This is a genomic window from Exiguobacterium sp. E4787, from assembly GCF_018618375.1.
GTDB classification, from domain to species: Bacteria; Bacillota; Bacilli; order Exiguobacteriales; family Exiguobacteriaceae; genus Exiguobacterium; species Exiguobacterium chiriqhucha.
The window spans coordinates 113220-126557 of record NZ_JACSLY010000002.1; the positions used below are offsets into that span (position 1 = coordinate 113220).

Consider the following 13338-nt stretch of genomic DNA (forward strand, 5'->3'; position numbering starts at 1 on the left):
TTCATCCTTTCTTCCAAATCACATTATCAATCAAGCGGGCCCGTTCGAACTGCACCGCTACAGCAATCAATAGTTCGGTTGACGCGGAGGTCACCTCGGTCAACGTCGGATAGTCTTTGATTTCGACATAGTCGATCGTACTGCTCGGAATGTGCTTCAAGCGGTCCTCGAGCCGTGCCATCACGTCTCGAATCGCCTCACCTTGCGCAAGGGCGTCTCGCGCCTCAATCAAGGCACGGTTGATGTCACTCGCATCCGCCTTCTCTGACTCCGACAAATAGACGTTACGGGACGATTTCGCAAGGCCCGACGGTTCACGGATAATCGCACAGCGGCGAATCTCGACCGGGACGAAATAGTCGCGGACGTAACCTTCGATTAGAGCGACCTGTTGCGCATCCTTCAACCCAAAGTAAGCGCGGGTCGGACGGACGAGATTGAACAGTTTCGAGACGACGGTCAAGACGCCATCGAAATGACCGGGACGACTGGCCCCGCATAAGACGTCAGCGCCGGTGCGCACCGTCACACGTGCCATGTCGAGCGGATACATCGTCTCCGTGTTCGGGTAGAACAAGACGTCGACACCCGCCTCGCGAGCGAGTGCCTCGTCCCGCTCGAAATCACGCGGATAGCGGTCGAGGTCTTCGTTCGGTCCGAACTGGGTCGGGTTGACAAAGATACTCATGACGACGAGGTCGTTTTCTGACTTGGCCGCTTCGACGAGACTGAGGTGCCCTTCATGCAAATAACCCATCGTCGGGACGAAACCGATCGTCCCGACACCTGTCAATGCTTCTTGTAACGAACGTGGGGTCGTGACGATGTTCATGCCTTGCCCCCGTAGAGCGTGTCGAGCAATGACTCATCCATCGTGAACGTGTGCCGTTCGAGCGGGAACGAGCCGTCTTTCGTCGCATCGACGTAATTGCGGATTGCTGTCGTCGCTACTTCATTCACGTCGGCATATGCCTCGACGAACTTCGGAAGGCGGTCGACGCCATATTTCAAGATATCGTGATAGACGAGTACTTGGCCATCCACATCGGCACCCGCACCGATTCCGATGACCGGGATGCTGAGCGCCTCGGCAATCTTTTTGGCCAATTGATGCGGCACACACTCGAGGACGAGCATCTTCGCGCCGACCCGCTCCGCCTCGAGGCTATCGGCAATCAACTGTTCTGCGTCTTCGAGCGACTTGCCTTGTACTTTATAACCTTCGAGCACACCGACCGATTGCGGAGTGAGACCAAGGTGGGCGACACACGGCATACCGACTTTCGTCAGACGCTCGATCGTTTCAAGCACCTCACCCGCCCCTTCAAGTTTAATCGCATCGGCTTGTCCGTCTTGGAACAACGTCGCGGCCGCTTGAAGCGTGCGGTCGAAATCACCGTGGTATGTCGCGAACGGCATATCGACGATGACGAACGTGTCACGGGCCCCGCGGCGAACCGCTTTCGCGTGATGGACCATGTCCGAGATTGTCACAGGAATCGTCGAATCGTAACCGAGCACGACCATCCCGAGCGAGTCCCCGACTAAAATGATATCGACGCCTGCAGCCTCGGCCAGTTTCGCGGACGGGTAATCGTAGGCAGTCAACATAACTAATTTTTCTTCTTGCTTCATCTTCTTCAATAACGAAGTCATCGTATGCATATAGTTCTCCTCCTAATGTGGAGACAGGTTAGAAAAAACGCCTTCCTACACGAATGGTAAGAAGGCGCACGAAAACAATCTCAAGTAGATGAGTGTCCTTCTGTCCCTGTCAAAATGATCAAGGCAGACAAAAAAATGTAGTGACGGTCTGCAGTACTGGTACACTTCGCGAGCGATAGCGTCCGGCACATTCATTATAGACCACGAACCCGTTTCCATCAATCATTCCAAACTGCGATCTCGGCAGAATAAATCGGCTCGACCGTTCCTTCATGTTCCAACAGGAGTGCCCCTTCCTCTGAAATGCCGCGCATCGTCCCGCGTCTTGGCTTCCCTGACGCCGTCAACGTCACCGGTTCGTTTAGATAGGCGGCGTGTTCGAGCCAATGGGCGCGCACAGAATCAAATCCTGAGGCGAGGAACAAATCGTATTCCGTCTCGAGCTCGGCGAGCAAGTGCGCGAGCAACTCGCTTCTCCGATACGTCTGATTCGTTTCAAGCTTGATGGACGTCGCGCGATGGGCGAGCTCGTCCGGGATGACATCGCTATTGACGTTCAACCCGAATCCGAGGATGACGGCTTGAATCCGGTCACCCTCCGTCTGCATCTCGGTCAAGATGCCGCCGATTTTTTTCCCATTGAGCAACAAGTCATTCGGCCATTTGATGGTAGCCGGGATACCTTGCGCATGCAGGGCGCGCGCGAACGCGCTCGCCGCCATGAGCGTCAGCTTCGAGGCGTCGCGAATCGGCAACGCCGGGCGCAGGATGACACTCGCCGCGATATTGACGTGGCTCGGATTATACCAGTTCCGGCCGAGTTGGCCTCGTCCCGCTGTCTGCTCCTCGCTGATGACGAGCGTTCCTTCGAGGACGCCTTTTTGCGCCAATTCATGGGCGATGCGTTGGGTCGTATCGACTTGATCAAACGCATGGACGGCTTGTCCGAAGCGTCCTTTTCGGAACGATACGAACGCTGGCTCATCGAGTCGGTCGGTCTGGCCGAACAATTGATACCCTTTTCGAGGAATCGTCTCAATCGCATACCCATCTTGTTTTAACATCTCAATATGCTTCCAAATAGCGGTACGTGAAATATTAAATTGACGGGCCAACTCCTGACCACTCCAGACGGTCCCGTCCTGCAACAGGTTTAATACTTTTCCGCGTGTTGAAGCCATCGTTTCGCCTCCTTTCGTAACGGTTCCGGTTCGTTGGCGAGCTCGCCTTCCAGCACGAGCCGTTCGACGTGGGCGAGCATTTGTTTGATGAGCGGACCCTTGGCCCCGATTTGGAGCGCGTCACGGCCGTCGAAGCGAAGCTCCCGGCGCGATTGAATCGGCAACTGCCGCTTCAACTGTTCAGCCGTCTCCGTCCGACCCGACATGTCGAGATACGTCGAGAGCGTCGCCGTCGTCGTCTCGTAAATCGTGAACGTGTCGAGGCCGGTCGTGAACAACCGGGCGAGCACGATCGCTTCCCGTTTCAGCGCGTTCGAGCGTTTCCACGGCGTCAACCAATCGGTCGCAGCGGCATGATGGACGAACAGCGCCCAGCCGCCGACCGGATTGACCGGCGTCCGTCTGTCGGCGATGACGCGCTCAATCAGTTCTGCCGAGACGTTCGGTAAGTACTGATGGATGCCGAGGTCCAGTATCGCCGCCAGCGCTTTTCGATACGCCGGACCGACCATCAGCTTCTCAAACTCGATGGCGACCCGCTCCATCGCGATGTCTTGCAGTTTATGACCGAGTTCGCGGGAAGCCCGTTGCACGTCGTCATCGAGACGGAAATCGAGCTGGGCCATGAAGCGGAACGCCCGCATGATGCGGAGCGCGTCCTCATTGAAGCGTTCGTACGGGCTGCCGACGGTACGAATGACACGCGCCTCAAGATCCATCCGACCGCCGAACAAATCGACGACGTTGCCATCGTGGAACGCCATCGCGTTCATCGTGAAGTCGCGCCGTTTCATATCCTCCTCGAGCGAGACGCCGAGCGACACGTGGTCGGGCCGTCTCGAATCCGAATAGGTCCCTTCCGACCGGAACGTCGTCACTTCGAACGGATGATGGTCGAGAATGACCGTCACTGTGCCGTGATCGATTCCGGTCGGTACCGATTTCGGGAACAAGCGCATGACTTCGTCCGGAAAGAGCGACGTGGCGATATCGATGTCATCCGGAAGCGTACCGCGCATATAGTCGCGGACGGCCCCCCCGACGATATACGCTTCGCCGCCGTGGGCGTTAATCGTTTCGATAATCTGTTTGGCGTATTCCCATTCCGTCATGGGCGCACCACCTGTTCATAAAGCGATTCATATGCCGTGACGATATCAGCCGACGCGAACTGTTTGGCCCGTTCGAGCCCGTTCGTGCGGAAGCGTGCATGCAGTTCCCCGTCGAGCAAAATCGCTTCGAGCGCTCTCGTCGCCGCGAGCGCGTCGCCGCGTTTGACGACGAACCCTTCCACGCCGTCAGTGATGACTTCCGGCAATCCGCCCGCATCGCTGACGACCGACGGGACGCCCGTCGCCATCGCCTCGAGCGCGACGAGACCGAACGCCTCTTTGTCCGATAACAGGATGTGGACGTCGCAAATCGACAAGAGCGCCGCCACTTGTTCTTGCTTCCCGGCGAAGATGACTTGCTCTTCGAGTCCCATTTCGCTCACGAGGCGGCGCATCGCTCCCATGAGCGGACCGTCGCCGACGAGGAGCAGTTTCTTATGTGGGACGTTCATCTGCTGGAACGCCTCGAGCACGAGATCGATTCGCTTCACTTGCCGGAAGTTCGAGATATGGATGACGACCCGGTCTTGATCGGACAAGCCATACCGTTCGCGGAGCGACGTGTCGGCCTGCGGTTGATAGACCGCCTCATCGATGAAGTTGTGGATGACGTCAATCGATAAGTCGGACCCAATCCGCTCGAGCGTCTCTTGCTTCAAACTGTCCGAGACGGCCGTGATGGCGTTCGATTGGCGTAAGCCGTACAAAATCGCCGGCTTCAATTCCTCATCTTCCCCGAGCACGGTGATATCCGTGCCATGGAGTGTCGACACGATCGGTGTCTTTGTCCCCGCCATCTCGCGTCCGAGGGCGGCACAGACGGCGTGCGGCACCGCATAGTGGGCGTGGATGACATCGAGGCCGAACGCCCGGATGACGCTCGCAATCTTCGACGCCAGCGTGATGTCGTACGGTGGATACCGGAACACCGAGTATTGATTGATCTCGACTTGGTGGAACGTGATGTTCGGATGATAGGCGTTCAATCGGAATGGGATGCTCGACGTGATGAAATGGACGTCATGGCCCCGGTCGGCGAGTTTCATCCCGAGCTCGGTGGCGAGAATGCCCGAACCCCCGACCGACGGATAACAGAGAACTCCGATTCGTAGACTCATGTGAGCTCACCTGCCCGATGGACGACGTACGGGCGACTCGTCATCAACCCTTCCGCATATGCGGTCCCGATTAAGCTGCCGAAGTGACGTTCCCGCGCCAACACCCGTTCGAGATAGGCGTCCGTGAGCGGCGTTGCCACGCCGTCGACCGGTGTGAACTGACTGGCATAGGCGCGCAAGGCGTCAAGTTTTTGCTCGATTGTCCCTGTGATGTCGATGCAGACGTCCGGTGTCGTATGGGCGTTAATCATATATTGATAGACGCTCGACGGCCGATATGCCGGGACGTCGGGCATGTATTTACGGATTCCGGCATTAAAGAGCGCCTCCTCGACGAGTCGGGCGCAGGCGCCGTGGTCGGGATGGCGGTCGATGCCGTATGGATACAGGACGTGTGTCGGACGCTCGGACCGAATCAATCGGACGATTGCCTCGATTTGCGTGGTGTCCCCGGTCAGGCCCCGGTCCGGGAACCCGAGATTGATGCGACGGATGCCGAGCACCCGATCGGCCGTTTCGGCTTCGATGCCGCGTGTGACGACGTCCCCGTTCGAAGACAGCTCCGCTCTCGTCAAATCGACGTATAGGACGTCGACCCCGGCCTCGGTCCATTGGGCGGTCATGCCGGCGATTCCGATTTCGATATCGTCTGGATGGGCCCCGATTGCTACTATTTTCATAAAATCACCTCTTCTGTGAAAATTATATCGGACTCATCGCAGAATGTCATATGTAGAGGGTAGTCAATCGAGAGGTTTTTCGAGTACGCTACTAGGTGGGAGGTGAACCAAATGACGGTACAATTACCGATTCGGTTTCGCAATATATTCTTTATTTTAATTGGTTCCTTTATCTTCGCGTTCGGCGTCTATCATTTCAACGTCCAGAACAATTTGGCGGAAGGCGGATTCACGGGCATCACCTTGATTCTGCGCGGTTTGTTCGACTGGTCGCCATCGATCACGAACTTGGCGCTCAACATCCCGCTCTTTTTTGTCAGCTACAAGCTGCTCGGGCGGACGACGTTCATCTATACGCTCATCGGGACGTTCAGTTTCTCGCTCTGGTACGCCCTCATCGCCAAGTACTCGAATCTAATCATCGATTTGACGGACGATATGGTGCTCGCGAGTCTATTCGCCGGTCTCTTCATCGGAGTCGGTCTCGGCATCATCTTCAATAACGGCGGGACGACGGGAGGCGTCGATATCATCGCCCGGCTCGTCCAACGTTATGTTGGCTGGTCAATCGGCAAGACGTTCCTCGTGTTCGACTTTTTCGTCATCGTCCTCAGTTTGACGTATCTCGATATCCGCGAGGCGATGTACACGCTCCTCGCCGTCTATATCGGTGCCCGCGTCATCGACTCGATGCAAGAAGGGACATACGCCGGCAAGGCCGCCATGATTATCAGCGATCATCGTACGGCCATCGCTGACGGGATTCACGCCACGATGAACCGCGGGACGACACGGCTCCTCGCCAAGGGCGGCTATTCGAATAAAGAGCTCGAAGTGCTATACGTCGTCGTTGGACGAAACGAAGTCAATCGGTTGAAGACAATCGTCAAACAGATCGACCCGCACGCCTTCGTCACGTTCCACCACGTCTATGAGGTCGGCGGTGAAGGGTTCACGTTCGATGAGAACCGTGTCCCGCTGAAATAAGTCACGACAAACGACGCCCCGTTCGGATGAACGGGGCGTTTCATTATTGCTCGATCTGGACGATCTCAAAATCGAGTGGGCCGCCCGGTGAAGCGATTGATACGGATTGACCGACAACGCCTCCCATCAACCCGCTACCGAGCGGGGACGATACGGAAATCGTTCCTTCCGCCAAATCAGCCTCGAGCTCACCGACGAGGCGATACGTCTCATCGTTCCCGTCCGGTAATTCCCGAATGACGACTCGGCTCCCGAACGCGACGACGTCGGGCCGACCCTCGTCGACGATGACGGCATCAGCGAGCAGACGCTCCAGTTCGATAATTTTAGTCTCAATCTGCTCTTGTTCCCGGACCGCGTCCGCATACGTCACGTCTTCACGGAAATCACAAAACTTCCGGGCCGTCTTGACGCGTTCGAGCGCCTCGCGCCGGCTATCGCCACGCAACGTCTCGAGCTGCTCCTGCAAGCGGAGACGCCCCGCTTTCGTCAATCGTGGGTGATTCATCGGCTGCTCCTTTCAAAAGCGAAATGAAAAAGTCCCGTCACGTGGACGGGACCCTTGATTCTACTCATCACGTGGCATAAAGACGATGAGTGCCAAACGGATCAGTTCGGCGACGGCGACGAGTGTGGCCGCCACATATGTCCAAGCTGCCGCGTTGAGCACTTTGCGTGCGCCCGACTCTTCCGTTGCCGTGACGATACCGTGGCTCGTCAATTCAGCCATGGCCCGTTTCGAGGCATCGAATTCGACCGGTAACGTGACAAGCTGGAACACGACCGCCCCGAGCATCATGATGACACCGAGTTGAGCGAGACCCATCGCGCCGAGCAAGAAACCACCTAAGAGAAGTGGGAACGACAAGTTCGACGTGATGTTCACGACCGGGACGAGACGATGACGGACCCGCATCATCTTATAATCGGTCGCATCTTGAATCACGTGGCCGATCTCGTGGGCCGCAATCGCAGCGGATGAAATCGTCGCGCCTTGATACACTTCGCGCGACAGACGGACGACTTTATTGACCGGGTCGTAATGGTCACTCATCAAACCATCGACCATCTCGATCCGGACGTTTTGAACGCCGTTTTGTTTCATGATGAAGTCAGCGACCTGTGCACCCGTGACTCCGCTTTGAATCGGTTGTTGGAGAAACTTTTTGTACGTACTTTTCACTCGCATCTGGGCCCATAACGGAATGAGCATAATCAGTGCAAGATAGAAAATATAGCCACCTAATGACATGTTCTCTATCACCTCTGCGTGTATTTGATAATCTGATTTTACATTCTAATGAACTTATTATCAAGCGAAGTGCGTAGGATGATGTGGTATCCCATAAAAAAACATATTCCGGTCAACCAGAACGACCCGTAGCCGATCCAGGCGATATGTTCGGCCAGTGACGGATAACGCGGCCATTGTCCGAGCACGTAGTCAACGACGTCGTTATGGATGACCCAGATGAGCGTCAAGACGAACGAGCGGACCGTCCATGTCATGAACGGTGCGTACAACAGCGCCTGGAACGCCATCGCCCCGTGTGACACCATCAGCATGACGGCCATGAGCACGGTGAACGTCTCGGCATCCGGACCGAGTTCCCGTAAGAACAAGATGTTCATGATGACGGCCCATACCCCGTATTTGATGAGCGTCACGAAGGCGAGCGTCTCCATGAGGGGCGACTTCTTCCCGGCAATCCATAAGCCGAGCACGACCGTGAAGAAGAGCGAAGCTGTCGGACTGTCCGGCACGAACGGCCAATAGATGAGCGGTGTGTCACGGAGCTGGGGCTCATACCAGACATATCCGTAAATCGTTCCGAACAAGTTGATGATGAACAAGAGCACCAAGACGGTCCGATGGGTGAGAATCGGGCGTAGCATATGTATCATTCGTGTATTCCATCCTTTTTTTCTCTATTGTAGCGCAACGGAGGCGAAGTAAAAAGAAGCGTGACCCGTTAGACGGGCCACGCTTCTTGAACCAATCGATTATTGGTTGTTTTCGCCGCCTTCACCGTATGAAGCGATGAATTCAGACATGGCTTGGAGATCTTCATCCGAACCATCCCATTGACCGGCTGGCATCGTACCGACACCGTTGACCGCGATATCCGCGATCTCTTCGGCCGTATACTGTGTGCCGACGAGTGCAGGAGCTGCTGCCCCGCCTTCGAGGTTCTGACCGTGACAGTTCACACAAGACTGAGCCGAGTAAATCTCATAGCCAGGTGCGGCCGTATCGATTTCAGGGCCCTCGCCCGGAACTTCCAAGATCCCTTGTTCATGAACTTGATCCCAGTGCGTCGTTTGAACCGATTCCCACGTCAAGTAGAAAATCGACAACACGCCGAGAAGCATGAAGCTAATGGCGATCGGACGTTTGGCCGGACGGCGTTCGAGTCCTTGGTCGAGCCATGGTGCGATCAAGAGCGCCGTGAAAGCGACCCCTGGCAAGATGACCGTCCCAAGCAAGATCCAATCCCCTGCTGCGAACTGATACTTGAGCAATTGATACAAGAACAAGAAATACCAGTCCGGAAGCGGAATGTATGACGTGTTCGTTGGGTCGGCGATGTTTTGGAGCGGTGGGGCCTCGACAATCGTCAAGGCGATGAATCCGATCAAGAAGACCGAACCGACCATCCACTCTTTCAACAAGAAGTTCGGCCAGAACGCTTCCGTGCGTCCTGGATACTCTGAATAGTCTTTAGCAATATTTTGTTTCCGATTCGAGATTCCTACTCGAGAGTCGGTTACAAATTTCATCCCTTTACCGCGATGCATATCGTTTCTCCTCCTTTTTGTCTTCGATTCGGCTTATAGCGGTCCTGAGATCCCTTGCTTACGAATCATCAAGAAGTGGGCTCCGAGGAGTCCGAACAAGGCCGCCGGTAAGAAGAAGACGTGAATGGCGAAGAAGTTCGTGAGCGTCCGTGCGCCGACGATCTCGCCACCGGCGAGAAGCGTTTTGGCGATACCACCAATGACCGGGACACTCTCGGCAATTTGAAGTGTAACTTTCGTCGCGAACAACGCTTTCATATCCCACGGCAACAAGTACCCTGTAAGACCAAGCGCCAAGACAACGAAGAACAAGAGAACACCGACGACCCAGTTGAGTTCGCGAGGTTTCTTATACGACCCGGTAAAGAATACGCGGAGCGTATGTAAGAACAACATGACGATCGCAACCGATGCGCCCCAGTGGTGCATCCCACGAACGATTTGTCCGTGCGCGATCTCGTTTTGAAGATAGTACACCGACGCGTGCGCGTTGATGATGTCTGGTACATAGTACATCGTCAAGAACATCCCTGACAGAATTTGAATCACGATCGTGAAGAACGTCAGACCGCCGAAGCAATAAACAAATGCTGAAAAGTGATGGGCAGGGTTGACGTGTTCTGGAACTTCATGGTCAGCGATGTCGCGCCATAACGGCGTGATGTCGACGCGTTCATCGACCCAATCATAAATTTTTTGTAACATCGACTATTCCCCCTCTCACAACTGTGCGACTGGACTGCCCAAGTATAGGAAGCCGTCTTTTTCTTCTTTTTCGTAGCGTGCAAGTGGTGCAGTCGGAGGCGTACCAGGAATGTTCGTTCCATCTTTCTCATAGCGACCGAAGTGACACGGGCAGAAGAATTCTGTCGGTCGAGTCGGGTCTCCACCATATCCTACTTGGCAGCCGAGGTGCGTACAAATTGGAGACAAGGCGATGATTTCGCCGCTCTCATCTTTAAATACCCACGCCGAAAGCGTTTCTTCAAATTCATACCAAGCATCTTGCGTTTGTTTCTTAAAGTCGACACGTTGCGGCTCAGTCGTGATGTCATCAAGACTGATGACTTTTACTTTATCGCCCGCTCCCGATTTTTTTAAGACCGGATCGATCGCAAAGTTGACCATCGGACTGATCAATGTTGCCGCCATAAAGCCACCTACACCAGTCAACGTATACGTTAAGAACTGACGGCGTGTGACTTTTGACCCATTTTGAGCCATTTCGTTCCCCCCTCATTCGTGTGCATAACCCCATAATTCTTTATGCATTCTTCACAAAAATTTCTCACTCAACAAAATAGTATATCAATAAAACCTCCACGTCAACCGCTTCATGTCGCCATCCAACGGCTCGAAAGATCGGTAATGACTTGCGTCGCAAAATTTTGAACCATCGTGTGCGACTGCTCGCCGGACATGCCTTTCAACGCAAGCGGCGGAACGAAAATAATCGGCAGTTCAGAGCCCTTGAAACGCAAATCCGAGGAGATGAACAACACATGGGTAAACCCCGATGCCGTCGCCTGAACAGTAACTTGTTCGGCGAGCGCACGCCCTGCCTCCGCGTCGACATAACTGATTGTCGGGCTTAGCATCGTCCGGCCGGACAATTGGCGCTCGGTTTCAAGTGCCACCGCCTGGATGACTTCGTTTCCTTCGGCTTTCCGCACCATGTCCTCATCAAACGCCAATTCGACGAGCGGGACGACGAGCGTATCGACGTATTGGCGTTCTGAGAGCGACTTCATCGCGTCTAGACCATCGAACCTCATCTTCCTCCTCCTCTCCATTAGACATACATCATTATGTTCATTGTAGCGTACCTACAATCGTTCCCTCTGCGAAACTTATGAACGAAATGTGAAATTATTGTGTATTCCTACGTCATTAATATACCAAAAAACAAGCGCAACCCATAACGGAAGCGCTTGTTTTTATTAAAATAATTTTGAGGCTCGGACTTGATGGAGCTGGCTCGTCAAGTTGCGGAACAATTTCTCGTCCCGTCGGTCGAGTGCCTTATCGATTTCGACGAGCAGACGCTCCTCCTCGAACTGGGCAACCGAGGCCCGAATGACCGTCTGGGCCGACGTCGTCACTTCGTCTTTCACTTCGGCGACGGGTTCGAACGGATTCAATTCCACGATATCAATCCACAGCTCATCAATCATCATGCCTTGAAAGTTCAACTCCACGTAGATGGCGCCGTCGTGGAGCCGGATGTCGTGATACGCCTTCTCGGGATTGACCGTGATGAGGTCACCCCGACGGTAACGGAACGGTTCGCCGTCAAATCCATACGCCGTCATGATCAGACTGCGCGGTGAGACCGAGGCGTTCGTGACGAAATGAACGTTCCCGAGTTTTTCTGGATGTCTGAGCCAGTAGTCGATAATCCACTTGGCTTCTCGTTTACGAAGCGTATGATGAGCGAGGAATCGCTTTAAAAATGTTCTTTTCCGCTCGACCATATGACCCCATCTCCTTTATATCGTTTAATCGTGATCCGTCAACCGTTCGAGCCGCTCTTCAAGTGCTTGGCGGTCATCGACATCGACAGTGAGCGCAAGCGTTTGCTCGAGCACTCGTTGCGCTTGGTCACGCTGTCCCTCTTCTATCAATAGTGTAGCCCATTCAATCGCAAATGACACGTCCTCTTTATAAACTTGCTCGATCGACCGGTATAACGTGACGGCCGTATCATAGTCCTCAAGTTCATAGGCCGCTTTCGCCTTGTACCATGTCATGAGTGGAGACGTCGAATGTTCCTCGAGCGCATCGATTGTCTCGAGGACGGCCTCCATGTCCCCGGCTTCGAACAAGACCGATAAGAGCAGCTCAGTCGCCTGAAGAGACTCCGGATTCAATGCGAGCGCCTCGCGCAGTTCCGTGACCGCCTCATCTGTCCGACCTTGTTTCAAGAACAGTTTCGCTTTTACCGTACGCAACTCGTCGTTATAGTCGTCGCGGTCAATCCCTTGGCCAATCACCTCGAGCGCCTCATCGAAGCGGCCGAGTTCGTCGAGCGCTTCCGTGTAAGGCAGATAGAGCGACGTGAAGTCCGGGTCCATCGAGCGAAGCGACTCAAACTGTTTGACGGCAATTTCGTCACGTCCGATGCGGTGGGCCGTCATGGCGTGACCGAAAATCGTGTTCAAGTTGCGGTTTTCCGCCTTCTCATACTCATCGAGTGCCTCTTCGAACGAACCGATCATCGTGAGCGCCTCGGCGTAATCGGCCTGATAATCGAGTTCTTCCGGCAAGCGCAAGTGCGGCAGACGCGCGTACAGCGGTACCGCCTGTTCGAACGATCCGATCGACGCGTACAACTCGGCCAATCCGTAGATGAGGAGCGGTTCGTCCGGGTTCGTCTCGAGCGCCTCCATCAGTTTCTTGACGGCGACCTCGTCCAACCCTTGTGATTGATATAAATCGGCGAGGAGGACGAGGCTACGCATATGCGCTTCCTTGTCCGTCGTATCGATTTTCTCGAGGACGGCAATCGCCTCTTCTTCCCGGTCACTGTCCAAGTAGGCCTCGGCGAGCGACAAGGCGACGTGCGGGTTGCCCGCATAATCGACATATAGCGCTGCGAGCAACTTGACGGCCCGATCGGCGAGGCCGAGTTCGAGGTAGAGATCGGCGATGGCCAACCGGTCCTCGTCCGACCCTTCCTTTTCGAGCGATTCGAGATGCATGAGGGCATGCTCCGTCTCACCTTTTTCAAGCATCTCAATGATATGGTTTAATTCTGTTTCGTCTAACATCGTCAAAATTCCTCCTAGCGGCTACT

General features: G+C 54.7%; 16 protein-coding genes. 1 reads left to right on the plus strand and 15 read right to left on the minus strand.

Annotated features, from left to right (window positions below):
• Nucleotide 1: 1 nt before the first annotated feature.
• From panC to bshB1, 6 genes are all read right to left on the minus strand, one after another.
• Nucleotides 2-832, minus strand: coding sequence for a pantoate--beta-alanine ligase (panC, locus tag KNP80_RS03070; protein ID WP_214719755.1), 831 nt, complete (start codon nucleotides 830-832; stop codon nucleotides 2-4).
• The gene (panB, locus tag KNP80_RS03075) at nucleotides 829-1665 is read right to left on the minus strand and encodes a 3-methyl-2-oxobutanoate hydroxymethyltransferase (RefSeq protein WP_214719756.1); all 837 of its coding nucleotides are present in this window, start codon (nucleotides 1663-1665) and stop codon (nucleotides 829-831) included. Before panB ends, panC begins: the two co-directional genes overlap by 4 nt.
• Before the next feature lie 218 nt (nucleotides 1666-1883).
• A complete protein-coding gene (locus KNP80_RS03080) occupies nucleotides 1884-2846 on the minus strand; it encodes a biotin--[acetyl-CoA-carboxylase] ligase (protein ID WP_214832829.1) in 963 nt (320 codons plus the stop codon).
• On the minus strand, nucleotides 2819-3958 hold the full coding sequence (locus KNP80_RS03085) for a CCA tRNA nucleotidyltransferase (protein WP_214832831.1): 1140 nt from the start codon (nucleotides 3956-3958) through the stop codon (nucleotides 2819-2821). Before KNP80_RS03085 ends, KNP80_RS03080 begins: the two co-directional genes overlap by 28 nt.
• Nucleotides 3955-5076 (minus strand): N-acetyl-alpha-D-glucosaminyl L-malate synthase BshA, encoded by a 1122-nt coding sequence (gene bshA, locus KNP80_RS03090; RefSeq protein WP_021067216.1) that lies wholly within the window; start codon nucleotides 5074-5076, stop codon nucleotides 3955-3957. Before bshA ends, KNP80_RS03085 begins: the two co-directional genes overlap by 4 nt.
• Nucleotides 5073-5756 carry a bacillithiol biosynthesis deacetylase BshB1 gene (gene bshB1, locus KNP80_RS03095; RefSeq protein ID WP_214832833.1) on the minus strand — a complete coding sequence of 228 codons (684 nt, stop codon included), beginning with the start codon at nucleotides 5754-5756 and terminating at the stop codon, nucleotides 5073-5075. Before bshB1 ends, bshA begins: the two co-directional genes overlap by 4 nt.
• A 111-nt stretch (nucleotides 5757-5867) precedes the next feature.
• On the opposite strand from bshB1, the gene KNP80_RS03100 reads away from it, so the two are divergent.
• A complete protein-coding gene (locus KNP80_RS03100) occupies nucleotides 5868-6743 on the plus strand; it encodes a YitT family protein (RefSeq protein WP_021067214.1) in 876 nt (291 codons plus the stop codon).
• A gap of 43 nt (nucleotides 6744-6786) precedes the next feature.
• On the opposite strand, the gene KNP80_RS03105 is transcribed toward KNP80_RS03100, so the two are convergent.
• From KNP80_RS03105 to KNP80_RS03145, 9 genes are all read right to left on the minus strand, one after another.
• A complete protein-coding gene (locus KNP80_RS03105) occupies nucleotides 6787-7251 on the minus strand; it encodes a GreA/GreB family elongation factor (protein WP_214832835.1) in 465 nt (154 codons plus the stop codon).
• 60 nt (nucleotides 7252-7311) lie between these two features.
• Complete coding sequence (locus tag KNP80_RS03110; protein ID WP_214832837.1) at nucleotides 7312-7995, minus strand: zinc metallopeptidase; 684 nt, start codon at nucleotides 7993-7995, stop codon at nucleotides 7312-7314.
• A 38-nt stretch (nucleotides 7996-8033) separates the two neighbouring features.
• Nucleotides 8034-8648, minus strand: a complete 615-nt coding sequence (locus KNP80_RS03115; protein WP_021067211.1) for a DUF1405 domain-containing protein — start codon at nucleotides 8646-8648, stop codon at nucleotides 8034-8036.
• 99 nt (nucleotides 8649-8747) lie between these two features.
• Nucleotides 8748-9542, minus strand: coding sequence for a menaquinol-cytochrome c reductase cytochrome b/c subunit (locus KNP80_RS03120; RefSeq protein WP_214832839.1), 795 nt, complete (start codon nucleotides 9540-9542; stop codon nucleotides 8748-8750).
• Nucleotides 9543-9575: 33 nt separating this feature from the next.
• Nucleotides 9576-10247, minus strand: a complete 672-nt coding sequence (qcrB, locus tag KNP80_RS03125) for a menaquinol-cytochrome c reductase cytochrome b subunit (RefSeq protein ID WP_021067209.1) — start codon at nucleotides 10245-10247, stop codon at nucleotides 9576-9578.
• A 15-nt stretch (nucleotides 10248-10262) separates the two neighbouring features.
• On the minus strand, nucleotides 10263-10766 hold the full coding sequence (locus KNP80_RS03130; RefSeq protein ID WP_021067208.1) for a QcrA and Rieske domain-containing protein: 504 nt from the start codon (nucleotides 10764-10766) through the stop codon (nucleotides 10263-10265).
• A 110-nt stretch (nucleotides 10767-10876) separates the two neighbouring features.
• Nucleotides 10877-11317 carry a DUF2487 family protein gene (locus tag KNP80_RS03135; protein ID WP_021067207.1) on the minus strand — a complete coding sequence of 147 codons (441 nt, stop codon included), beginning with the start codon at nucleotides 11315-11317 and terminating at the stop codon, nucleotides 10877-10879.
• A 165-nt stretch (nucleotides 11318-11482) separates the two neighbouring features.
• Complete coding sequence (locus KNP80_RS03140) at nucleotides 11483-12016, minus strand: ReoY family proteolytic degradation factor (protein WP_021067206.1); 534 nt, start codon at nucleotides 12014-12016, stop codon at nucleotides 11483-11485.
• Between the two features lie 24 nt (nucleotides 12017-12040).
• Nucleotides 12041-13312, minus strand: coding sequence for a tetratricopeptide repeat protein (locus KNP80_RS03145; RefSeq protein ID WP_214832841.1), 1272 nt, complete (start codon nucleotides 13310-13312; stop codon nucleotides 12041-12043).
• Between the last annotated feature and the right edge of the window lie 26 nt (nucleotides 13313-13338).